This window comes from Roseobacter sp. TSBP12, from assembly GCF_009129705.1.
GTDB lineage: Bacteria > Pseudomonadota > Alphaproteobacteria > Rhodobacterales > Rhodobacteraceae > Celeribacter > Celeribacter baekdonensis_A.
Genome location: NZ_PYIB01000004.1, coordinates 62,046 through 84,485 on the forward strand (window position 1 = coordinate 62,046; position 22,440 = coordinate 84,485).

Annotated in this window: 17 protein-coding genes and 3 pseudogenes; 11 read left to right on the forward strand and 9 right to left on the reverse strand. The window is 59.2% G+C overall.

Translation table 11 applies throughout. The features are described 5' to 3' along the window. Window positions 1–71: 71 nt before the first annotated feature. From C8029_RS01330 to C8029_RS01340, 3 genes are all read left to right on the forward strand, one after another. Window positions 72–980, forward strand: coding sequence for a LysR family transcriptional regulator (locus C8029_RS01330; RefSeq protein ID WP_152002082.1), 909 nt, complete (start codon window positions 72–74; stop codon window positions 978–980). A 251-nt stretch (window positions 981–1,231) separates the two neighbouring features. Beyond that, window positions 1,232–2,140: an RNA polymerase sigma factor RpoH gene (rpoH, locus tag C8029_RS01335; protein ID WP_009572718.1), complete on the forward strand. Its 909-nt coding sequence runs from the start codon at window positions 1,232–1,234 to the stop codon at window positions 2,138–2,140. Window positions 2,141–2,252: 112 nt separating this feature from the next. Then, window positions 2,253–3,224 (forward strand): Gfo/Idh/MocA family protein, encoded by a 972-nt coding sequence (locus tag C8029_RS01340; RefSeq protein WP_152002083.1) that lies wholly within the window; start codon window positions 2,253–2,255, stop codon window positions 3,222–3,224. Window positions 3,225–3,500: 276 nt separating this feature from the next. On the opposite strand, the gene C8029_RS22880 is transcribed toward C8029_RS01340, so the two are convergent. Beyond that, window positions 3,501–4,208 carry a dipeptidase gene (locus tag C8029_RS22880; RefSeq protein ID WP_353617578.1) on the reverse strand — a complete coding sequence of 236 codons (708 nt, stop codon included), beginning with the start codon at window positions 4,206–4,208 and terminating at the stop codon, window positions 3,501–3,503. Continuing rightward, window positions 4,205–4,678, reverse strand: coding sequence for a hypothetical protein (locus C8029_RS22885; RefSeq protein ID WP_353617579.1), 474 nt, complete (start codon window positions 4,676–4,678; stop codon window positions 4,205–4,207). The genes C8029_RS22880 and C8029_RS22885 overlap by 4 nt, the downstream gene beginning before the upstream one ends. 172 nt (window positions 4,679–4,850) lie before the next feature. Between C8029_RS22885 and C8029_RS01350 the strand changes: the two genes are divergently transcribed. Further along, window positions 4,851–5,168 (forward strand): DUF4389 domain-containing protein, encoded by a 318-nt coding sequence (locus C8029_RS01350; RefSeq protein WP_152002084.1) that lies wholly within the window; start codon window positions 4,851–4,853, stop codon window positions 5,166–5,168. Window positions 5,169–5,244: 76 nt separating this feature from the next. On the opposite strand, the pseudogene C8029_RS01355 reads toward C8029_RS01350, so the two are convergent. The 3 genes and pseudogenes from C8029_RS01355 to C8029_RS01365 all read right to left on the reverse strand — a co-directional run bounded on the left by C8029_RS01355 (window position 5,245) and on the right by C8029_RS01365 (window position 8,386). Continuing rightward, window positions 5,245–7,076 (reverse strand): annotated as a pseudogene (locus C8029_RS01355) (M3 family oligoendopeptidase). A 63-nt stretch (window positions 7,077–7,139) separates the two neighbouring features. Then, the gene (locus tag C8029_RS01360; RefSeq protein ID WP_009572713.1) at window positions 7,140–8,090 is read right to left on the reverse strand and encodes an alpha/beta fold hydrolase; all 951 of its coding nucleotides are present in this window, start codon (window positions 8,088–8,090) and stop codon (window positions 7,140–7,142) included. A gap of 5 nt (window positions 8,091–8,095) precedes the next feature. Continuing rightward, on the reverse strand, window positions 8,096–8,386 hold the full coding sequence (locus C8029_RS01365; RefSeq protein ID WP_009572712.1) for an SCP2 sterol-binding domain-containing protein: 291 nt from the start codon (window positions 8,384–8,386) through the stop codon (window positions 8,096–8,098). 95 nt (window positions 8,387–8,481) lie between these two features. On the opposite strand from C8029_RS01365, the gene C8029_RS01370 reads away from it, so the two are divergent. From C8029_RS01370 to C8029_RS01395, 6 genes and pseudogenes are all read left to right on the forward strand, one after another. Further along, window positions 8,482–9,060 carry a tetratricopeptide repeat protein gene (locus C8029_RS01370; RefSeq protein WP_009572711.1) on the forward strand — a complete coding sequence of 193 codons (579 nt, stop codon included), beginning with the start codon at window positions 8,482–8,484 and terminating at the stop codon, window positions 9,058–9,060. Window positions 9,061–9,110: 50 nt separating this feature from the next. Then, window positions 9,111–12,062, forward strand: coding sequence for a helicase-related protein (locus tag C8029_RS01375; RefSeq protein WP_152002085.1), 2,952 nt, complete (start codon window positions 9,111–9,113; stop codon window positions 12,060–12,062). Window positions 12,063–12,088: 26 nt separating this feature from the next. Further along, window positions 12,089–12,482 (forward strand): annotated as a pseudogene (locus C8029_RS01380) (RNA-binding S4 domain-containing protein). Window positions 12,483–12,533: 51 nt separating this feature from the next. Next, window positions 12,534–12,872, forward strand: coding sequence for a ferredoxin FdxA (gene fdxA / locus C8029_RS01385; RefSeq protein ID WP_009572708.1), 339 nt, complete (start codon window positions 12,534–12,536; stop codon window positions 12,870–12,872). 423 nt (window positions 12,873–13,295) lie between these two features. Next, complete coding sequence (locus C8029_RS01390) at window positions 13,296–13,811, forward strand: CarD family transcriptional regulator (RefSeq protein ID WP_009572707.1); 516 nt, start codon at window positions 13,296–13,298, stop codon at window positions 13,809–13,811. A gap of 99 nt (window positions 13,812–13,910) precedes the next feature. Then, the gene (locus C8029_RS01395) at window positions 13,911–14,246 is read left to right on the forward strand and encodes a hypothetical protein (protein WP_009572706.1); all 336 of its coding nucleotides are present in this window, start codon (window positions 13,911–13,913) and stop codon (window positions 14,244–14,246) included. Here C8029_RS01395 and cobS read toward each other — a convergent pair. Then, a complete protein-coding gene (gene cobS / locus C8029_RS01400; RefSeq protein WP_009572705.1) occupies window positions 14,243–15,019 on the reverse strand; it encodes an adenosylcobinamide-GDP ribazoletransferase in 777 nt (258 codons plus the stop codon). The two genes, C8029_RS01395 and cobS, sit on opposite strands and share 4 nt — an antisense overlap. A 124-nt stretch (window positions 15,020–15,143) precedes the next feature. Here cobS and cobT point away from each other — a divergent pair, with 124 nt between their 5' ends. Then, window positions 15,144–16,148, forward strand: coding sequence for a nicotinate-nucleotide--dimethylbenzimidazole phosphoribosyltransferase (gene cobT / locus C8029_RS01405; protein ID WP_152002086.1), 1,005 nt, complete (start codon window positions 15,144–15,146; stop codon window positions 16,146–16,148). Window positions 16,149–16,292: 144 nt separating this feature from the next. Here the strand turns inward: cobT and C8029_RS01410 are convergent. The 3 genes and pseudogenes from C8029_RS01410 to C8029_RS01420 form a co-directional block, all read right to left on the reverse strand. Further along, window positions 16,293–18,207: pseudogene (locus tag C8029_RS01410) on the reverse strand (monovalent cation:proton antiporter-2 (CPA2) family protein). 164 nt (window positions 18,208–18,371) lie between these two features. Continuing rightward, window positions 18,372–21,248, reverse strand: coding sequence for a hypothetical protein (locus C8029_RS01415; RefSeq protein WP_152002087.1), 2,877 nt, complete (start codon window positions 21,246–21,248; stop codon window positions 18,372–18,374). A 166-nt stretch (window positions 21,249–21,414) separates the two neighbouring features. Continuing rightward, complete coding sequence (locus tag C8029_RS01420; RefSeq protein WP_040402010.1) at window positions 21,415–22,419, reverse strand: GT-B fold glycosyltransferase domain-containing protein; 1,005 nt, start codon at window positions 22,417–22,419, stop codon at window positions 21,415–21,417. Window positions 22,420–22,440 lie beyond the last annotated feature (21 nt).

Below are 22,440 nucleotides of genomic sequence, written 5' to 3' on the forward strand. Positions count from 1 at the left end.
ATGCCCTCTCATATCTATGCGTTCATATGTGTCATATTGCCTAGATTTGCCATTATGATATTCATATTTGCATGGATAAGCCAAACGCTCCCCTCACCGACTTTCGCGCCGCCCGCTTTGACTGGACCCATGCGCGCGCCTTTTTGGTCACGGCGGAAACCGGGTCCTTCTCCGCCGCCGCGCGGGCGCTCAACATGAGCCAGCCGACATTGGGGCGACAGGTGGCGGCATTTGAGGCGGAGCTTGGCGTGACGCTGTTTGACCGCGTCCCGCGCGGATTGAGCCTGACCCCGGCGGGGCTGGACTTGTTGCCCCATATCCGCGCCATGGGCGCAGCGGCGACCCAGGCGGCACGGGTGGCCTCGGGGCAGGCCACAACGCTTGAGGGCAGTGTGACCTTGTCCGTGTCGGAAATCGTCGCGGCCTACTACCTTGCGCCCGTGCTCAGCGCTTTGCGCCGCTCAGCGCCCGGGTTGCAAATCGAGGTGCTGGTTTCAAACGAGGCCTCCGACCTGCGTCGTCGCGAAGCCGATGTGGCGATCCGGTCCTTTCGCCCGACCCAACCTGACCTCATCGCGCGCAAACTGCGCTCTGAGGCGGTGTATCTCTATGCCGCCAAAGACTATGCCGCCACGCTGGGGCCGGACCCCGCCCATGCGGACCTCTCACGGGCGGATTTCATCGGCTATGACAGCGGCCCGCGCCTGCGTGCGGCACTCTCAACGCTCGGGCTTGAGGTGGCGGAGCGCCAGTTCATGCGCCTGTCAAATTCGCATCTCGTGGTGGCGGATATGCTGTGTGCGGGGTTTGGGGTTGGAATATTGCCGGAGCGGGTCGCTACGCAGATGGGCGATCTGGTGCGGGTCGGGTCCTATCCGCCGATTCACTATGATCTCTGGGCGGTGGCGCATAGGGAGCTGCGCACTTCTGCACGAATTCGCGCATTGTTCGACTCTTTGGTGCAATATATAACGGTGTAACAGACGGCACATTGCCGTGAGAGGGATGAAATACCGTGGTGTCACGGCAGAATTTGTTTCACCCTTCGTTAGAATTCTGAATGTAGGACGTCATTGCTGCCATCATGTGCAGCCATAAGGTGCCGCCCTTGAAGGGCGCGTGGTGCGATCCTAAGTCAGGATACGGTGTTTGATGTTAAGTGTTGTAACATGGCGCGCCCCATGTTAAAGGTTGTTACATAAGGCGCAGATGACGCGGGAGAATGTGAACGATGAGCAGCTATACCAATTTGCCAGCCCCAAGCCCGGAACAGGGCCTGAACCGCTACTTGCAGGAAATTCGCAAATTTCCGATGCTGGAGCCAGAGCAGGAATATATGTTGGCCAAACGCTGGGTCGATCATGAAGACAGCTCGGCGGCGCATAAACTTGTGACTTCGCACCTGCGCTTGGCGGCAAAAATCGCCATGGGCTATCGCGGCTACGGTCTGCCGCAGGCCGAAGTGATCTCCGAGGCCAATGTCGGTTTGATGCAGGCGGTCAAACGCTTTGATCCCGAAAAGGGCTTTCGTCTCGCGACCTATGCGATGTGGTGGATTCGCGCCAGCATTCAGGAATATATCCTGCGCTCGTGGTCCTTGGTTAAACTCGGCACCACCTCGGGTCAAAAGAAACTGTTCTTTAACCTGCGCAAAGCCAAAGCCCGCATCGGGGCCTTGGAAGAGGGCGATTTGCATCCTGATAACGTCAAACGCATCGCCACCGATCTGGGCGTGACCGAGGACGAGGTGATTTCGATGAACCGCCGGATGTCCGGGGGCGACGCCTCGCTCAATGCCACGGTCGGCAGTGACGACGAAGGGTCGGGGCAATGGCAGGACTGGCTTGAGGATGAAAACGCCAACACCGCCGCCGATTATGAGGCACGGGACGAGTTGGAAAGCCGTCGTGCGCTCTTGGTTCAGGCGATGGATGTGCTCAATGAGCGCGAAAAAGACATCCTGATGCAACGCCGCCTTGAGGATCAGCCGGTGACGCTTGAGGAACTGTCGGGCCGCTATGACGTGTCGCGCGAACGCATTCGTCAAATCGAAGTGCGCGCCTTTGAAAAGCTGCAAAACCGGATGCGCGAGTTGGCGACTAAGGCAGGTATGGAAACCGGGGTCAGCGAAGACGCCTGATCCTCGCGCAGGGTCACAATTGAAGAGATGAAAAGGGGTGGCCAAGGCCGCCCCTTTTTCTTTGCGTTGGTTTGCGTCATGATCGCGCTAACATCGCATAAGGGAGAGAGACATGAGCAATCCAATCCGGTTTGGCGTTTTGGGCGGGGCGCAATTTGCGCTCAACCACATGGCGCGGGCGATTCATGAGGCTGAGGGCGCGGAATTCACAGCCCTTGCCACCTCCTCCATGGCCAAAGCCGCGCCGTTTCAGGCGTTTTGTCCGGGGCTTAAGGTCTTCACTGACTACGATGCCATGCTCGCCTCTGACGAAATCGACGCGGTCTACATTCCTCTGCCCAACCACATGCATGTCGAATGGAGCCTCAAGGCGCTTGCGGCGGGCAAACATGTACTTTGTGAAAAGCCGATTGCGATGAAAGCCGCCGAGATCGACGCGCTGATCGCCAAACGCGATGAAACCGGGTTGCTGGCGGCGGAGGCGTTCATGATCGTCCATCACCCGCAATGGGCGCGGGTGAAAGAGATGTTGGCAGCGGGCGAGATCGGCGATTTGATCCGTGTCGATGTGGCGTTTTCCTTTGACAATCCGGACCTCGACAACATCCGCAACAAGCCCGGTACAGGCGGTGGCGCGATGGGCGACATTGGCGTTTATGCGATCGGATCGGTGCGCTTTGCCACGGGCCAGGAGCCAGAGGCGATCACCTCCGCCAACATCACCTATGAGAACGGTGTCGATGTGACCTCCGCCTTCACCGCGCGCTTTGCGGGCTTTGACTATAGCGCCTATGTCTCCATGCGAATGTCGCCGTTCCAAGAGGCCCGGTTTCATGGTCGCAGAGGCGTGATCACCGTCAAAACGCCGTTTAATGCCGGCACCTATGGCAGTGCAGAGGTGCAGATTCGGGCCGCCAATGGCGTCACCCGGATCGAGACTTTCCCGACCGTGCGGCAGTATGTCGTTCAGGTTGAGAATTTTGTGCACTCTGCGCGCGATGGGGCGGACTACCCTTGGAGTTTGGAGAATGCGCGCGGCACGCAAGCGGTGATTGATGCGGTATTTGATGCGGATCAAGGCTAAGCGAGGCGACTCGCGCTATAGTTAAGATGTTGGAAAGGCAAGGAAAGGAGGGTGACATGAGACTGTCCCGAGGTTCTGGCAAAGACGACACAGGCGATCCGCCCGATATGTGAGGCGGTCCGGGATTCTGGAGGGAAACCGGGCTGCGATCAGGAGAGGATGATCCGCGTGGGATGCCCTTCGTGCGATATCAGGGAGGATTTGGGGAGGTATATATGTGATGGGCGCCCGTTTGGCGCCCGTGTTTGTTTTGGGGTGTTGTCGCTTTGGCGCGGCTTACTGCGGCAAAACCTGCCCGAGCACCCGCATCATATTGCCGCCCATGACCGCCGCGATGTCTGCATCACTCAAGCCCTCATTCATCAGCGCCTGCGTCACCGCGGCCAATTCTGAGACGTCAAATTGGGTCTCCACCGCACCGTCAAAATCCGATCCCAGCGCGATGTGATCAATCCCCACCACGCCAATCCCGGCTTTGATCGCCCGCGCGATGCCTTGGGGCGTGGCGTCACAGGTCACATCCTCCCAATAGCCAATGCCAATCACCCCGCCCGTCGCCGCAATGGCGCGCATCAGATCGTCCTCGAAATTGCGTTTGACCGCGCAATGGGAATGGATGCCGGAATGCGATACAATCACGGGGATGTTTTGATCCGCGACCATCGCCAAAACATCCTGTGCCATTTGGGGCGAGGCGTGGGCGAGATCAATGATCATATGCTTGTCCATCATCTGCGACACCACCTCGCGGCCAAACGGGGTCAGCCCGGCGTTGCCCTCGCCATGCAGCGAGCCACCCAGCGCGTTGTCAAAGAAATGCGTCAGACCCATCAGGCGAAATCCGGCGTCATAGATCCGATCCAGATTTTCGATCTCGCCCTCAAGCACATGCCCGCCTTCGGAGCCAAGCAGGGTGCCAACCACCTTGGAGCCGCCCGTGCGAGCCTCCAGAACGGCGTCCAAATCCTCTTTGGTCAGGATCATATGGACCTGATCAGGGGCTTGTTCGGCGTAGCCTCCAACCTGCCGGCCATGTAAAGCCCGCGTTCGGTCAGGTCGAACCAGCTTTTGATTGGCCACATCTCGGCCATAGCGAGCAAGGTGATGTTGTCGCGCGCATCCGTTGAATTGTGGTCATAATTCTGCCCAGCCGGGCTTTTGGTCACCGTGGTGAGCACCTGCACCGCCACATTGCCCTCACGCAGACGCGGAAAATCGACCTGACCGCGATCGCCGCGCTTCAATAGATTGCGGTTCCACATCAGGCTGTCGGTGTGCAAATCACCGATGATCAGACTGTCATGCAGGGCCTGTGCCTTGGGTGAAATCGCGTAGGGGGTATGGGCCACTACCGGGTTTTGACCCTTTTCAACGATGCCGGGGAGCACCCCGAAAAATACAATCGCCGCCGCGATGAGTAAAAGCCCAATCCCACGTCCAATCCACTTGATCATTTGAAATCCTCCCGTTTGCGCGAGCCTAGGGCTGGGCAGGGGGCAGGGCCAAGCGAAACCTCGCGTCAGTTTGTGCCTCTTTTATAGACTGTTTGTCCCGTGCTGGTGCGAAGCGATTTTTGTCTTCGGCCAAACCCTGTAAACTGTCCGGTGAAACATAAAGGAATCACCCATGGCCGACCCGCATGAATTTGATCACGTCATGCCCAACATGTCCTCGTCCGCGCCCAAACGGTTGGAAGAGGTCCAGGAAAACATCGGCGCGCGCATTCTGTTTTCAGTGCTGATCTGGATGATGATGAGCTTTGCTTCGACCATCATCGGCTTCTTGGCGGTGCTTCAGGCGATTGTGCTTTTAACCACGGGTAAAAAACCAAACGCGCGCATCGCCGGATTTGGCACCGATGTTGGCATCTGGTTTGCCAAAGCGACGCGCTACATCACCGCCGATTCCGAGGAAAAACCGTGGCCTTGGTCCGAGTTGGATTGACTTAAACCTCTTGAGATCAAACATAAAAAAGCCCCCGCGCCATCTGGCCGGGGGCTTTTTCGTGGAGTGGCGGCGGTTACTCCATCGCTTCCAATTCATCAATAAAGCCTGAGATCATCGACAGGCCCTTGTCCCAGAATTTGGGATCAGAGGCGTCAAGACCAAAGGGTTTCAACAGCTCGGAATGGTGCTTCGATCCGCCCGCTTTGAGCATGTCGAAATACTTGTCCTGAAAGCCCTCGGGGGATTCTTGATAGGCGGCGTAGAGCGCGTTGACCAAGCCGTCACCGAAGGCATAGGCGTAGACGTAGAATGGCGAGTGAACGAAATGTGGCACATAGGCCCAGAAGGTGTCGTACCCGTCCATGAAGTCAAACGCCGGGCCCAAGGATTCACCCTGCACCGACATCCAAAGTTGGCCAATCGCCTCCGGGGTCAATTCGCCGCCTTTGCGCGCCTCGTGGAGTTTGCATTCGAAATCGTAAAAGGCGATTTGGCGCACGACCGTGTTGATCATGTCCTCGACTTTTCCGGCCAAAAGCACCTTGCGTTGTGCCGGGTTGGTGGTGTCGGCCAACAGTTTTTGAAAGGTCAACATTTCACCAAAGACCGAGGCAGTTTCCGCCAGTGTCAGCGGCGTGTCGGCCAAAAGCTCGCCTTGTTCGGCGGCCAGAACCTGATGCACGCCGTGGCCCAATTCATGCGCCAATGTCATGACATCGCGTTGTTTTCCAAGGTAATTGAGCATCACATAGGGATGCGCATCGGTGACGGTCGGATGGGCAAAAGCGCCCGGTGCCTTGCCCGGTTTCACACCCGCATCAATCCAGCCGCGCTCAAAAAACGGCTTGGCGATCTCGGCCATTTTGGGATCAAACCCGGCATAGGCGTCCATCACCATAGCGCGTGCGGTGTCCCAATCGACCACGCGGGTTTCTTCCATCGGTAGCGGCGCGTTGCGGTCCCAGACCTGCAATTTGTCATAGCCCAACCAACCGCGTTTGAGTTCATAATAGCGGTGCGACAGTTTCGGATAGGCGGCGACCACGGCGTCACGCAGCGCTTGCACGACCTCGGGTTCGACATCGTTGGACAGGTGCCGTCCGGTTTGCGGCGTCGGCATCCTGCGCCAGCGATCCTCGACCTCGCCCATTTTGGCCAAGGTATTGTGAACACGAGATAAAATCTTGATGTTCTGGCCCAAGACACGGGCCATTTCGCGGGCTGCCGCCTCACGTTTGTCGCGGTTTTGATCCATCATCAGGGTTGATGTGGCCTCAAGCCCAAGCTCCTTGCCCTCCACGGTAAATTTCAGATCGGCGATGGTTTCGTCAAACAGTTTGTTCCACGCGGAGGCACCGACAATCGACATATCGTGCTCATAGCGCTCCAACTCATCGGAAAGCTGGTGCGGGCGCATTTTGCGCATCCGCTCAAAGATCGGGCGATAGCGCGACAGGCCCTCATGGGTCAGCATCGCCTCAATCGTCTCATCCGGGATGCGGTTCACTTCAAGCGAGAAAAACACCATTGGCGCGGTGTAGGTCGTCAACTTGTCCTGAATGTCGGAAAAGAACGTCGCGCGCTCACTGTCGACGGTGTTTTGGTAATACAAAAGCCCGGCGAACGATCCCAAACGCCCCGCGACCTGTGAAATCCGTTCATTGCGCAGGATGCACTCATACATGCCCGCACCGTCGAGACCGGCCAGTTTGCCTCATAATCGCGGGCAAAGGACAGGCAGGCCTCTTCGATCCAATCGAGATCGCGCTTGACCTCGGGGGCGTCGGGGGCGGGGTAGAGGTCGGTCAGGTCCCATTCCGGCAAGTCTCCAAAGGCCGCGTCACCTCCGGTGGCATTGGCGTCGAAAACCATGTTTTGGGCGAATTGGGGCTGCGTGAACCGCATTGCGTCTCTCCGTTTTGTATCTGTGACACAGAGATAGGCATTCCTGCGCCGCGATGCAAAGGATCAGGCGCTTTGAGCGGCAAAAATCGCGGCCAGACGGTCATAAAACAGGGCGCGCGACGCCGGGGTCTCCATTGGAATCTCGTGGCGGCCATGGGGCACCGGCACCAACTCACAGGACGGCCAGCGCGCAACCAGGTCTTTGACCGCAGCGGTGTTGACGATTTTCTCATCCGTGCCCAAGAAACACAGCACAGGCACATCCGGCAGCGGTTGCTCGCGGGCCCAATCGTTTTCCGCAATCGCTTCGCTCACCCAATGGGTCGAGGGCCCGCCAAGGCCCAGATCGGGCTGGGCGATGATTTGGTCGGTCATATAGCGGTACGTCTCGGCGTCGGAGGTCAAAAGATTGTCCTCAAACGGGTGCCAGAGCATATAGGTCTGGGCTTGCGTGCCCGGTGCACGGCGGTTTTGCAGGCCAAGCGCATGTATCACCGGCGAGAGAAAGCGCAGCATGGCCTTTTGGATCGGGGTCAGGCCAATCCCCCACATCGGCGCGGAGAATCCGGCGGCCAGAAAAGGCTTGCCCTCCACCAGCGCGCGCAAGCCAATCGCCCCGCCCATCGAATGGCCGAGGATAAACCACGGTTTTGGCATGGCTTTTGCCTCTGCCAAGGTGATCACCGCGTCGAGGTCTTTTTGATAATCCGGGAAGGTGCCGACATGGCCGATGTTGCGATCCGCCAAAAGCCGGTCGGCAATGCCCTGACCGCGCCAATCAATCGCCAAAGAGGCAAAGCCGCGGGCGGCCAAATCCGCCGCACCGCGCCCATATTTTTCGATGCACTCGGTCCGCCCCGGCAGGATGAACACCGTGCCTTTGCACGTCCCATCCCCCTGATAGGGCCAAAGCGCCGCGCGAATACGCACCCCATCCAATGTGGTCAGCCAATAGGCCGATCCACCCTCAGGTCCTTCGGCCAGATCTGCGAAATAGGGGGCGATTTCCGTCATAGCGCTTACGACAGAACGGAGCCGAGTTGCATCGCCAGCCCCATGTCGCCATCGACGGACAATTTGCCCTGCATAAATGCGGCGGTCGGGTTCACGTCGCCCTCGATCATACCTTGAAAGGTTTCAAGATTGGCGGTCAGGGTCACGTCGGCCACATCGTCAGAGGCGCGCGCGCCCTCGGCGTCGACGACAATCGCGCCTTCGCCTTCGATGACGAATTTCGCCACGCCGGCGTCGAAACCACCGCCCATTTTTTCATTCAGAGCCTCTACCGCTTTGGTGATGACGTCGCTCATTTGGTCTTCCTCCGAAAAATATTATGGCGCGTTTTGTGTGAACGCGGATTTGTGACTTTGACCACGCGCGCCAGAAAGCTACAATCCCAACTGTTATGAAAGCATTACGACAGTTTCTCAAATGTGCCGTTGCGTCCGGGCTGTTTTTTGTCGGGATCGTTGTTTTTTGCACCAGTTCGGCCGCTTTCGCGGCGGATGCGGTGCGCCTGGATGATCTGTTCGACCAATTGTCGCAGGCCGATCCCAATGAGGCGGGCCGGATCGAACAGGACATCGTCGTTGAAATGTCACGCTCTGGATCAGATGCGATGGATTTGTTGTTGGAGCGGGGCCGTGCGGCCACTCAGGCTGGCGATTTTTCCAGCGCAATCGGTCATCTGACCGCGCTTGTCGATCATGCGCCTGAGTTTCCTGAGGCCTATAACGCCCGTGCCACCGCCTATTTCATGGCGGGGCTGTATGGCCCGGCGCTCAAAGACATCGGTACGGTGCTGACCCGTGAGCCACGCCATTTTGGCGCGCTTTCTGGGCTGGCGGTGATTTTGGAGGAAACCGGAGACGAGGCGGTGGCGTTGGAGGTGCTGTATAAAATCCGCGAGATACATCCGCAGATGGAGGGGCTCAGCGCACGCATTGCCGCTCTGGAACTGGCGCTTGGCGGAACAGCGCTTTAAACATCCCTGACACAGACGCCCATTTGGGGCCAAACAGAAAGACCAAAGCGATGAGCGGCGCGATGGGGACGGGGGGGCGCATCACTGCGGTGCTCGGGCCCACCAACACAGGCAAAACCCACTATGCGATTGAACGCATGTTGGCCTATCGCACCGGCGTGATAGGCCTGCCGCTGCGGCTTTTGGCGCGGGAAGTCTATGACAAGATCGTCGCGCGGCGCGGCCCCTCCGTGGTGGCGTTGGTGACGGGCGAAGAGCGGATTGTCCCCGCACGGGCGCAATATTGGGTCTGTACCGTTGAGGCGATGCCGACGGGAATGGGCGCGGATTTTCTGGCCGTTGATGAAATTCAACTCTGTGCCGATCCCGAGCGCGGTCATGTGTTCACCGACCGGCTTTTGAACGCGCGCGGCCTGCATGAGACGCTGTTTATGGGCAGCGATTCGATGCGCTCGGTGATTGCCAATCTGGTGCCCAAGGCGCAGTTCATGCATCGGGATCGATTCTCTCGGCTCACCTATTCCGGTTCGAAAAAGATCAGCCGCATGCCCGCGCGCGCCGCCATCGTCGGATTCTCCGTCGATGACGTCTATGCCATTGCCGAGCTGCTGCGTCGTCAAAAAGGCGGTGCGGCGGTGGTGATGGGGGCGCTGAGCCCGCGGACACGCAACGCCCAGGTCGAGATGTATCAAAACGGCGAAGTCGATTATTTGGTTGCCACCGATGCGATTGGCATGGGGTTGAATTTGGACGTCACCCATGTGGCGTTTTCTTCCACGATTAAATTCGATGGTCGCCGGATGCGCCACCTCGCCCCCAATGAGTTGGCCCAGATCGCGGGCCGGGCCGGGCGCTATCAAACCGATGGCACATTTGGCGTGACGGGCGAGGCGGAGCCATTTGACGAAGAGGTGACCCTCGCCATCGAAGAACATCGGTTTACCCCAATCAAAAAACTCAATTGGCGCAATTCCCGGCTTGAATTCGGCTCTGTCGATGCCCTCATTCAGTCGCTCGAAAAAATGCCGACCGATCCCGCCTTGGTGCGTGCGCGTGATGCCGATGATCTTTTGTCGCTCAAAACGCTGTCCGATCTCAAATCGGTGCGGCCGCGGGTGCGCACCGGGCGCGATGTGAGACTGTTGTGGGACGTGTGCCGAATCCCCGATTTTCGCGGAATCAGTCACGGCGAACACACCACGTTGCTTGAGCGGATTTATGAATTTTTGCACGAATATGGGCGGGTTCCCGACGATTGGCTGGCCCAGCAGGTCAAACGCATTGACCACACGCAGGGCAATATCGACACTTTATCCAAAAGACTCGCCTATATTCGGACTTGGACCTATGTTGCTCAACGCGAAAACTGGGTTGATGACGAAAGCCATTGGCGCGGCGAGACGCGCGCTGTAGAAGACCGTTTGTCGGATGCGCTCCATGGTGCACTGACGCAGAGATTTGTGGACCGGCGGACGAGTATGCTCCTTCGGCGGCTCAAACAGAAGGAGGGCCTTGTGGCCGACGTGAACGACAAGGGTGAAGTGACGGTTGAGGGCGAGTTCATCGGCCGTCTTGAAGGGTTCCAGTTTATTCAGGACAAATCCGCAACGCCGGATGAGGCAAAGACGTTGGCACAAGCCGCGTTGGCCGCATTGGCACCGGAATTTAGCCTGCGTGCCGACCGGTTCTATAATGCGCCGGACACAGAGATGGATTTCACCGACCAAGGTGGCCTGATGTGGGGCGAACATGCCGTGGGCAAACTGGTTGCGGGCGATGACATTTTGAAACCGCGCGCGGTGGCATTTGTCGCCGAGGGCGCAAGCACGGATGTGGCTGAAAAGGTCCAACGCCGGTTGCAGCATTTCATCGACCGCAAAATCGCGACCCTGTTTGAACCGCTGTTGAACCTGACCCGCGACGAGACCCTGACCGGGCTGGCGCGTGGCTTTGCCTTCCGTTTGGGCGAAAGCTATGGCGTGATCCCGCGCGATCAGGTGGCAACAGAGGTCAAGGACCTGGACCAAGATGCCCGTGGCGCGCTGCGCAAACATGGTGTGCGCTTTGGTCAGTTCACGATCTTCCTGCCTTTGCTGTTGAAACCTGCACCGACCCGGTTGCGGCTTTTGCTTTGGGCGTTGAACGCGAAATTCGACGAATTCCCTGACAGCCCGCCCGCAGGTCTGGTGACCATTCCGGCGGTTGTTGACGCGCCAGAGGGCTATTACGTGACCTCCGGCTATCGTTTGGCCGGGGCCCGTGCGATCCGCATCGACATGTTGGAACGTCTGGCCGATTTGCTGCGTGGACAAGACAGCCGGGGCGGCTTTGAGGCCAACCCCGACATGCTGTCGATCACTGGCATGACATTGGAGCAATTCGCCGATCTTATGGTGGGTCTGGGCTATAAGGCCGAAAAAGGCGAACGCCCCAAGGTCAAAGCCGTTGTGGCGGCTCCTGTTACAGAAGCCCCAGATGCAGAAACCACTGAAGCTGCCGCGCCGGAAGCGACAGATGCGCCCGTTGCGGATACCGTCGCTGAAACGCCTGTGGCGGAAGACGCCGTTGCCGCCGCGCCAGAGGCGGCGGTCATTGCCGATGCGGAGCCAAGCGCGGCCGAGGCCGTGAGTGATGCCGATGTTGAAGCGCCCGTTGAGATGGAAAGCCCTGAGATGGAGGGCTTTGTGACCTTCACCTGGGGTGGCAATCGCAGTGGAAACCGTGGCGGCAACCGGGGCCAAAATCGTCAGGGCGGGGATCGTCAAGCTGGCGAACGCCAAGGCGGCGAGCGTCCGCAGGGCAAAAAATCCGGTGGCAAGCCGCATGGAAAACCCGAGGGTAAAGGCGGCAAACCGCGCCGTGATGGTGGTCGTGATGGGGGCAAAGGCAAAGACGGCAACAAGCCACAAAGCTTCTCCGCCCGCCCGCCGCGCAAAGAAAAGCCGATCGACATGGACAACCCCTTCGCCGCTGCGCTGATGGGTTTGAAAGACAAAAAGTAAGAGGCCCCAATGTCTACGGTGCGCCTATGATGGAAAAGCGGGACAGCCTTCGCCTCGACAAGTGGCTTTGGTATGCCCGCTTTTTCAAAACCCGCAGCTTGGCGGCCAAGATCGTCACAGGCGGCCATGTGCGGGTCAATTCCAACAAAGTGTCGAAAGCTGCCACCACCGTTGGCGCAGGGGATGTTTTGACCTTTGCGCAGGGCAATCACATCCGCGTCGTCAAGCTGGTCGCCTGTGGCACCCGCCGCGGACCGGCCCCCGAAGCCCAAGCGCTTTACGAGGACCTTAGCCCGCCAGTGCCCATGTGCCTGGCGATAAGGATTATGTTCCGCCCGCACCGAAATTTGAGGGAAAAGGCGTCCGACAAAGAAAGATCGTCGCACCGGCCTCCTTTCTCGCCCTGACTGGCTTGAATGATGCGCCCCATCCGGCTAATTGGGTCGGGACTTTAGATTTGGATGAGCCGACATGACCTACGTCGTTATCGAGAACTGTATCGCCTGCAAATACACCGACTGTGTCGAGGTGTGCCCTGTGGATTGTTTCTACGAGGGCGAAAACATGTTGGTGATCCACCCGGACGAATGCATTGACTGTGGCGTCTGCGAACCGGAATGCCCCGCCGATGCGATCCGCCCGGACACCGAGCCGGACATGGAAAAATGGGTCGAGTTCAACCGCAAATACTCCGAAGCCTGGCCGGTCATTTTGGCCAAAAAAGACCCGCTGCCGGGCTATGAAGAAAAAGACGGTGAAAGCGGCAAGATGGAGAAATATTTCTCCGAGGCGCCGGGCGAGGGCTCCTAAGCCCAAGCTATCCACTCTTTGCGGCCCTCAGGAGGGACCGAAAGTGATTCGCGTTTGAAATGGGTCCGATTTCGGGCCCATTTTCGTCTTTAGAGTCGACTCATCCTCTTAAAAACAAGGGGAAGGGGCCTGAAAACCGGGGGGATATCCGGTCCGGACTGCGCGCCGCGCTTTCTTTGGCCCTATTTTTGTGCTATATTGATCAGACCACATCAGGCATATCAACCTCAACCCCCAAAGCTTGCTTTTCAGGGGATTGGGTTTTTCGCGCCAAATTTAGACCCAAAAGCTCCCTCGGGGCCAGATGGTTCCCGACCTTAGGCTTTTATGTGCGCCGGATTGGGTGAGGCAATGTGAGACCCGTGCCGAGGATAAGCGCCCGATGATGTGCCTAAAAGGTTCCTGCGAGGAAAAAGACTGCAAATGAGCAAGACCAGAAAATTAGACTTCCGCCCCAGTGATTTCGTTGTTTACCCCGCCCATGGCGTGGGTCAGATCGTGTCGATCGAAGAACAGGAAATCGCGGGCATGTCCCTCGAACTTTTCGTCATCTCCTTTGAAAAGGACAAGATGACGCTGCGCGTTCCGACCAACAAAGCGACCGAAGTGGGCATGCGCTCGCTCAGCTCGCCCGATGTGGTCAACGAAGCCATGCGCACGCTGAAAGGCAAGGCCAAGGTCAAACGCGCCATGTGGTCGCGCCGGGCGCAGGAGTATGAGCAAAAAATCAACTCCGGCGACCTGATCGCCATCGCCGAAGTGGTCCGCGACCTGCACCGCACCGACGATCAGCGCGAGCAAAGCTATTCTGAGCGTCAGCTTTACGAAGCCGCCCTTGACCGCCTGACCCGCGAATTCGCGGCCGTGTCCGGCTCGGATGAGACCGAAGCGCAAAAGAAAATCTCTGACGTGCTCGTCGGCCGCGTGGCCGCCGCCTGATCTCGGCTGTGATGTAGACATGATGACCGCCGTAAGGGAGACCTTGCGGCGGTTTTCATGTTGGCGTTGGATGACAGAGTATTTTGAAAGGCTGTTTCTATGGATTTTGATTTCCAAAGTTTGCAGGCGGATACCGTCGCAGTGTTTCAAAAGATTGATGCCGAATACGGCATTCCTGGACGCGCCAAGATTGATTATGCATTGGTTCCCAATGGCGAGGCTGCCGATTGGCAAGCCTGTGAAGATGCATTGAGACGAGCGGGCTATACGGTCAAGAGGTTCGAGGGGGAGGGTTATCTCACGGCGACAACGCAGCCGCTTTCCATGAGTTTGGAAACCGTTTGGTTGCACGAAGAAGAGGTCACTCTTTTGGCGCTGCAATTCGGGTTTTCACCGGATGGATGGGGCTTTACGGGGTTGTCGCCAACAAGTTAAGCCAGCGCCGTAAACACTGTGAGCGCCGCGATCTCGCACAAAACTTGGGTTGCGCCCAAAACATCGCCGGTTTGCCCGCCGATTTTGGACTGCGCGATTTTGGCGGCGACAAAGCTGGTCAGCACGATGGCCGAGGCCGCAATCACGGTCGGAACAAAGCCGACCACAATCCCTGACAGCACCAAAGCCACCATGGCCCCAAGGCTCGCCGCATCGCGTGGCGGACGTCCGGTTTGCACCGAAAGCCCATCGGTGCGGGCATGGGGCAACAGCAGCATCACATAGGGCAGGGAGGCGCGCGACAGCACGGCGGAGGCGATGAGCGCTGTGACGATCACATCCTCATGCGCCAAGACCGAGAGCGCCGAGAACCGCAACAGCAAGGCCAAGCCAAGCGCCAAAACCCCGTAGGTGCCGATACGGCTGTCATGCATGATCTCAAGGCGCTTAAGTCGTTCCCAGCCGCCCCAAAACCCATCGGCGCAATCGGCCAGCCCGTCTTCGTGCATCGCGCCGGTGACGATCACCGCCGCGGCCATGGTGAACCCGGCAATCAACCCCGCGCCCAACTCGAACCAGCCCGCAATCGTTGCCACGGCACCGGGCACAAGCCCGACGGCAAGCCCCGCCACAGGAAAGGCCCATGCCGCCTGTGCCGTGCGGCTGAACCCGGTCTTGACCGGGATGCGCGTCAGGATCGCGAGGCTGGTGGCGATGTCCTCGGCCCGTGGTTTAAAACGCGGTGTAAAACGTGGTGTGTCGGCTTTGGTCATGGACGTCTCCTTTGCGGCAAATCGGTCCTGTCCTTGGTCTGACTCTCGGGATAAAACCCCAGCGACACGAATACAATGCCAGACAAAGACAATGCCCAGACAAAACAATGAGGGAGTGCGGTACATGGCTTTTTCCGATCTTGCCGGATTTGAACGGATTCTGAAACAGGCCCCCGGCCCGGATATGGAGGCGCAAGCCGCGGCGACCGCGCGCAATGCACAACTGACCAAACCCGCCGGCAGCCTTGGCCGTTTGGAAGAGATCGGCATTTGGTACGCGGCTTGGCGCGGCGAGGGCCGGCCCCGGATTGAAAAGCCACAAGTGGCGATTTTTGCCGGAAATCACGGCGTCACCGCGCGCGGCGTGTCGGCCTTTCCGGTCGAGGTGACCGTGCAAATGGTCGCGAATTTCCAACAGGGCGGAGCCGCGATCAACCAATTGGCGCGCAACGCAGGCGCATCGATGTCTGTGCATGCGCTTGATCTGGACCGTCCCACCGGGGATTTCACCGAAACCGTGGCGATGTCTGATGAGGACTGCGTGCGCGCCCTCAAAACCGGCTGGGACGCGGTCGATCCAAAGGCCGATCTGTTGGTCGTCGGCGAAATGGGCATCGGCAACACCACCTCGGCGGCGGCGATGGCCCATGCTTTGTTTGGTGGGCTTGCGGCCGATTGGGTCGGGCGCGGCACGGGCGTGGATGACGCCGGGCTCAAGATCAAAAAAGAGGTCTGTGCGGCGGGCGTGGCCCTGCATGGGGGCAAAGCCCCGCTTGCGATCCTTGCGAGTTTAGGCGGGCGTGAAGTGGCGGCGATGGCGGGCGCGATTGCGCGGGCGCGGGTCTTGCGCATTCCGGTGATTTTGGACGGGTTCATTTGCTGTGTGGCGGCGGCCTGTCTTGAAAAGGCGGTGCCGGGGGCTTTGGACCATTGCATCGCCGGACATCAGTCCGCCGAAGCGGCCCATCGCGCCGTCCTCGAGGCGATCGACAAAGAGCCGTTGGTGTCGCTGGGTCTGCGCCTTGGCGAAGGCTCGGGGGCGGGCTTGGTCATCCCTCTGGTCAAAGGCGCGGTCGAATGCCTGTCGGGCATGGCGACCTTTGCCGAGGCAGGCGTGTCGGCGGGGTAAACGGCGCGTCGGGTGTCACGCGCGCGTGGTTTGGCGACGCGCTTGCTTTAAAGCGTTGCGCCAAAAACCTGACTCATGGGTTTATGGCAGAACGCCCACACCATGGATATGTCTGGCAGCGTCACACCTTTCCCCTGTCTCAGGTTAAAGGCGTGACGCTTTAGGCTCTTTGCTTTTGTCCTTAATTTCCGCACGCTTCTTTTCCAAAAGCGCAATCAATTCCGCCTCAAAATCGGTGGCCAAACTGCGCGAGCGTTCGATATAGGCGGTGTTCTCCGCTGTCGGAATATTCGGGTCCCAAAGCTGTGCCATGATCCGCAACGCCTCGCGGTCATGTTGGTAATAGGCCTGTTCGGTGACTGAGGCGTCGTATTCGGAGAATCCCATCTGTTCCAAGACATAGCGGCCCGCGCGCAGGGAACTGTCGAACATTTCGCGCACGATTTTATCGGCCCCGGCTTGGTATAATTCATAGACATGGATGCGGTCGCGAGCACGGGCGATGATGAACAGATCGGGCCGCTGTTTGCGGGCATAGGCGACCAAATGCACCGCCGCTTTTTGATCATCGAGCGCCACCACCAAAATCTTTGCCGTCTCAAGCCCCGCCGCATGCAAAAGTTCGGGGCGGGTCGGGTCGCCAAAGAAGCCCTTAAAGCCAAATTTGCGCATCAGTTGAATGGTCTTCAGATCGTGATCCAGCACCGTGGTGTGAAAGCCTGAGGCCTGCACCAAGCGGTTCACCACCTGACCAAACCGCCCGATCCCGGCGATGATGATGGAATGTTGTTCGTCGATCTTGTCGGCGGGCTGATCCTCGACCCGGTCGGCCAATTTTTGACGCAGAGCATCATGCAGCATGAAAAACAGCGGCGTGAACATCAAAGACAGCGCAATGACCAGCAACACGCGTTCGGCCAAATAGGTTGATAAGACATGCTGTTGCAGGGCGAAGGTGGTCAAGACCATGCCAAATTCCCCGGCCTGCGCTAGAGAGAGGGCAAAAAGCCATTGCGCCCGTTTGCGCAATGCAAAAATTCGCCCGATGGCAAACAGGATCACCCCCTTTGACACCATCAACACCACGGTCAGCCCGATGATCAAAATCGGATCGCGAAACAGCACCGTAAAGTTGATGCCGGCACCAACGGCGATGAAAAACAGCCCCAAAAGCAGGCCTTTGAACGGCTCGATCGAGCTTTCCAATTCATGGCGAAACTCGGAGTTGGCCAGGACGACACCGGCCAGAAATGTGCCGAGGGCGGGGGAAAGGCCGACGGAGCTCATCAACAACGCGATGCCGATGACAATGAGCAGGGCCACTGCGGTATAAATCTCGCGCATATTGGCGGCGTGGATGTAGCGAAACACCGGACGGGTCAGAAAGACCCCGGCCAATATGATCGCCGCAACCGCACCCAAAGTCACCAGGGTGACACCCCATGCGGGCAGGCCTTCGACCAAAGACACGCTATGTTCACTGGCCACTTTCGCCAAATCCGATGGACGGCTGATTGAGCCGTCGGGGTTGATGGTCAGGCGCGATCCCGTGGCCAAAAGCGGCATCAGCGCCAACATCGGGATCACCGCGATGTCTTGGGTCAAAAGCACGGAAAACGCCGCGCGCCCACCGCCTGTATGGATCAACTTCTTTTCAGAGAGGGTCTGAAGCACCACGCGGTTGAGGACAGTGACAAGATCATCCCAAGCGCCAGCCCCGTTTGCCAGTCCAGCCCGGCCCAGACCGAAGCCCCGGTGATTGCGGCGCCGGTGGCGACGATTTGCAACCCGCCCAGCCCAATCAACCGATTGCGCATCTCCCAAAGGCGCGCGGGTCAAGCTCAAGCCCGATGAGAAACAACATCATCACCACGCCAAATTCGGCGAAATGCATCAGATCGGTGCTCTGCGAATGCTGCACCAACCCAAGCACTGGCCCAATCATCATCCCGGCAATCAAATAGCCCAACACAGACCCCAGCCCGAGCCTGCGTGCCAAAGGCACGGCGACGACAATGGCAGCGAGGTAAATGACGGCTTGGGCCAACATGCCTTGCATCCGGGGACTCCGATCTGGGGTATCTGTTTGATCTAAGAGGTATAGACCTGCGCGCACACGACAAGAGCACGCGGCTATTTTCCAAAAGATTGTTGCGCTAAGGGCATGCAAAACCACCGCAGCGTCGCCAAAGGCCTGCAATCGGGCAAGCGGCGCTGTGTGCTTTAGCCCGCGACCTCAAGCGTGATGGAGCGGCCGTTTTTCACATAGGTCAGAGAGTCAGAGCCAATGGATTGCACCCGTCCGCCGTCGATCTTGTCGCCGATCTTGACCTTGGCAAAGCGCCCAGATGGCAGACGCACAAGCGCGCGGCGATCCGAACTCGACCCATAGACGCCCATCAGGTTCAAGGCGCGCAGGTTGATCGCATTTTTCACCGTCGCGGCGCGTGCCACGGTGGTGGGGGCACTGGATGGGATTTTGCTGTCGGGCACACGCGCCGTGACTGTCGAGGCAGCGGAGGTTTTCGTTGTGCCCTCATCGGTGGCAATGGCGGCAGCCGCCGCTGCGGCCGCGGCTGCAGCGGCGAGTTTGGAGAAATCTTTCGGGCGCTCTTTCGGGATCAAAGAGGCAACCACGACCGGCGCGGTCGGTGCGGGGGCGTTGGCCCCGGCCACAATCGCCTCTTGGGCGGCTTGTTCCTGAGCGGAAGCCGGACGGAATTTTGGCCGGAACCCACCCAGTTGGGCGCGGGTGATGCCGCCCAGATTGGCCTTTTCATTGCTCTCAACCAAGGCCTCGGGCCGCAGTTTGGGGCGGAATTCGGCAAGCGCCAAACGCACCGGATCATCCGCCGCCACAGGGGCCGGATTGAGTGCGGTTTCCACCGCCTCATTCACCGCGCTGCCCGGACGGGCGCCGGGGACAATCGCGGGCCGTCCGGCATAAACCACCGTGCCATCCGGTGTCACAGTTCCCTCGGGGGTGGCGCGGATAAACCCGGCCTCATCATAGTCATAGCGTGTGCCAAAAGGCGCAGGCGTGGGGGCCGCGCGCGGGGCCACATCACCCTGATGGCGGGCCACATCGACCAAAGCCCCCGCATCTTGCGATTGGATGCCGGGGTCGATCGAGGCGACGTAGACGTCATCCACGCTGTCTTCCACAACCGCGCCATCCCCCGCATCGGGGGCCAGCGGCCAAATGCCAGTCGCGGCATAATCGGCCGTGAGGTCCGCCAGATCGGCTTCGGTGGTCTCCGTCTCGGTGCCAAGCGGGGCGGGGCGGGTGGCCTCTTCCAACAGCTCAGGCGTCAATTCCGCCTCTTCATCAGCCGCATCGGTTTCGACCGCCAGATCCGCGTCGGACACGGGGGCGGCATCGGCCAGAACCGTATTCGGTACAGTTGGCTCGTCGTCGGGAAGAGACTCCGTGGCACTGGTCTCGGTGGGCGTCTCAGGGGGCTCAGACGACGGCAAAAGCCCGGCAATCAAACCGACCAGCAAGAGCAACGCCACCAACGCCCCGGTCAGGATCAACCCAAGGCGACGCGGTTTGCGCGCGGTCTCGCGGTTGCGGCGGCGGGCGCCGAAGACGGTCATTGCCTCGGCTTCATCACGGGTGTTGTCAACCGAGTCGAGACCCGCAGCGCGATCTGAGAGCGGCCTCATCGCCGTGTCGTCAACGCCGTTCTGAGCGACAGGTGCAGTGATGATATCGGCGGTGCTAAAACCTTTGGTGCTTTTCTTTGCGGGTTTCGCAAGCTCGGTTTTGGCCTTTGTGACAGCAGGTTTGGCCTTTTGCGCGGCGCGCACCGAGAGGGTTTTGAGCTTACCAAGGGTCGCGGCCGCTTTGCTGGGCTTGTCGGAGAGTGACGCGGGGGACGGTCGCGTTTGTACAGGCAAGGGCGCGGGCATGGGCGGCGGTTCCGGCAAAGGTCCGGTTTTGCGCGGCTTGATCGGTTTGGGTTTGGGCGCGCTGTCGTCCGGGGCCAAAGGCAGGTCGCCCGAGGTCACAGGCACATGCACCGCGATATGCTGATGCTCTTGCGGCGCGGGATCGGCGGGCGTTTGCGGCACGGAGGCAGGGGCCGCCATGTTGGGGAACGGCGCGGATGTGACCTCGGGGGATTTGCGCACATCGGCCAGGACCCGCGACGGCTGGGCCGACACGCGCGGCACACCCGACAGGGTCTCAGGATCGTCCGCCGGTGCGGTGGTCAAAACGCGACGGGATTGAAACGAAGAGGGCGCTTCGGGTGTCGCGGCATTGGAGTCATCTGGTGCGTCTGGCGTATCAGTCGGGTTGACCTTTGGCTCTTGCGCTTCGGGCGTAAGAAAATTGGCCTCAAGCCTGTCGGACGCCCTCCCGTCCTCGGGCTTGAACGCGGGCTCCGGTTCCTGTCGCGGGGCAGGTGTTTCGATCTGCTCTGCCTGTTTGGGAGCAACATCAGCCGCCTTTTCAGTCGTCTGGCCCTGGTCTACATCGGCAATCGCTGCGGGTTCGGGCGCAGGGGCATGAACTGGTTCGGGAATGGGCGCAGGCTCCACCTCGCGATGCGCCAAAATCGTAATCGCCTCAACGTCCGGTTCAATTCGTGTCTTTGCTCCGACCAAATCGTCGGCGGCTTTGGCACGGCCAAAAAACGGCTCGCCCAGATAGGTTTCAGCCTCGGGCAGAGCGACAAAAGACACCGGGTTGAACCGATGCTCCGTGGCGAAAGCTTCTGCTTCTTCAAGGGTTTCCTTGGCGACAACCGCGACTTGGATGGTGCCGGATGTCACCACCCAATCCCAAACCAAATCGGTCAGGGCATAGGGGGTCGCCCCCTCAAGCGAAGCGCGAATAGCGGTCTCGCGCGCCCTGTCTGAGCCTCCGGGATCGGGCAGGCTGCGATAAAGGATTTGACTGTTCGGAATGACCAGTTTGGTGGCCAGTCCGGCCGTCGAGACCGCAGTGGCGGTGCGTCGCAGATCGGCCAGCTCTTTGGCCATGTCGGGGGCATCCAGCGCGACCTCGCCCATATGATGCCACCCGGCGGAGGCGCGGTGCAACAGAACGATGCCATCATGGCTTAGGTTGAGGGCAAAATTCGGTTTCATTTCCGGGGACTGGCTCGGTTTGACGCGGTTCGAGAGGCACCCTAACGCAGCTTTTGGATGGTGCAAAGCGAAACCGACCCCGGATTTGGTTGTGGTACTGCGGCGGGCGAACTCTTGCCGCCCCGCCGGGAGGACCGTGCCTCAGCGCTGCCGGGGCACACCCGCCTTAGCGCATCCAAAGCCCGGCTTTTTTGATTTGATTGCGGATCATCTGTTCGCGCCGGGGCAAATGGTCGCGATCAAACATGGCGCGGATTTTTTCGCCTTTGGGTTGATAGACCAAGCGTTTGATCGGCTCATATTCTTTGAGCACCTTTTTGATCCAGTTGGGCGAAGACACCTCGCGCAGCACCTCGACGGCATGCTCGCTTTCGCGGGCAAACAGCAGCGGAAAAGTGCGGTAATGGCACGAGATCGCGCCATCAAGCGTGTTCTTTGGCAAGGTGGTGCGCGCACCGCCAAAGGAATGGATCACCAAGGGCAAGGCCACCTGATCGAGCCAAGGATCAAAGGTCTGAAGCGCTGCGGCTTGGGGCGGATCATCGCGGATGGCGAGGGCGTAGTCCAAGAACCGCTGACCAAATTCATGCGGGCATTTGTAAAAGAAAAAGCCCGCGTTGAAATAGAGGTAGCGACGCCAATATTCGTCCGGTTGATCGAGATCGAGCGTGGTTTCAAACTCCAGCCCGAATTTGTCATAGAGCGATTTCCAAATCTCGCCATAACCCGGTCCGTACAGTTCGATTTGCGGCCAGGTGCCTTCGACCTTTTGACTGGCGCAGGGACGGTCAAAATCGAACGGCACTTCGGAAACTGGCCCGGTGATCAGCGTGTCACTGTCGAAAAACACGAAAGGCTCGCCCTTGGGAAGGGCAAACAGCGCCTCGATTTTATTGCCATAGGGGTAGGCCTGGCCGAAATGGCGCGATTCAAACGGCAGGATCTCCGCATCAAGGCGTTTGAACGCCTCCAGCGCATCGGATTGTTTCATCCGCGGATCGCCATTCCAAAGCGCGCCCGGTTGCGGTTCGGCGATGAACAGCCGACCTTTGAATTCCGGGTCCGAGGCACGCAAAGAGGCCGCGAACAGCAAAGCCTCATACATCAATCGGCCACTCTGGCCGACGACGACAATATTGAACGGAACGGGATTTTGAGGCTTACTGGTCATACGCACTACTTTGATCTGATC

Coding starts and splice junctions, on each gene's coding strand:
- fdxA (WP_009572708.1), top strand. CDS start 12,534: ATGACCTACGTCGTTATCGAGAACTGTATCGCCTGCAAATACACCGAC.
- cobS (WP_009572705.1), bottom strand. CDS start 15,019: ATGACCAAAGCCGACACACCACGTTTTACACCGCGTTTTAAACCACGG.
- C8029_RS01370 (WP_009572711.1), top strand. CDS start 8,482: ATGAAAGCATTACGACAGTTTCTCAAATGTGCCGTTGCGTCCGGGCTG.
- cobT (WP_152002086.1), top strand. CDS start 15,144: ATGGCTTTTTCCGATCTTGCCGGATTTGAACGGATTCTGAAACAGGCC.
- C8029_RS01390 (WP_009572707.1), top strand. CDS start 13,296: ATGAGCAAGACCAGAAAATTAGACTTCCGCCCCAGTGATTTCGTTGTT.
- C8029_RS01330 (WP_152002082.1), top strand. CDS start 72: ATGGATAAGCCAAACGCTCCCCTCACCGACTTTCGCGCCGCCCGCTTT.
- C8029_RS01360 (WP_009572713.1), bottom strand. CDS start 8,090: ATGACGGAAATCGCCCCCTATTTCGCAGATCTGGCCGAAGGACCTGAG.
- C8029_RS01375 (WP_152002085.1), top strand. CDS start 9,111: ATGAGCGGCGCGATGGGGACGGGGGGGCGCATCACTGCGGTGCTCGGG.
- rpoH (WP_009572718.1), top strand. CDS start 1,232: ATGAGCAGCTATACCAATTTGCCAGCCCCAAGCCCGGAACAGGGCCTG.
- C8029_RS01365 (WP_009572712.1), bottom strand. CDS start 8,386: ATGAGCGACGTCATCACCAAAGCGGTAGAGGCTCTGAATGAAAAAATG.
- C8029_RS01415 (WP_152002087.1), bottom strand. CDS start 21,248: ATGAAACCGAATTTTGCCCTCAACCTAAGCCATGATGGCATCGTTCTG.
- C8029_RS01420 (WP_040402010.1), bottom strand. CDS start 22,419: ATGACCAGTAAGCCTCAAAATCCCGTTCCGTTCAATATTGTCGTCGTC.
- C8029_RS01350 (WP_152002084.1), top strand. CDS start 4,851: ATGGCCGACCCGCATGAATTTGATCACGTCATGCCCAACATGTCCTCG.
- C8029_RS22880 (WP_353617578.1), bottom strand. CDS start 4,208: ATGATCCTGACCAAAGAGGATTTGGACGCCGTTCTGGAGGCTCGCACG.
- C8029_RS01340 (WP_152002083.1), top strand. CDS start 2,253: ATGAGCAATCCAATCCGGTTTGGCGTTTTGGGCGGGGCGCAATTTGCG.
- C8029_RS01395 (WP_009572706.1), top strand. CDS start 13,911: ATGGATTTTGATTTCCAAAGTTTGCAGGCGGATACCGTCGCAGTGTTT.
- C8029_RS22885 (WP_353617579.1), bottom strand. CDS start 4,678: ATGATCAAGTGGATTGGACGTGGGATTGGGCTTTTACTCATCGCGGCG.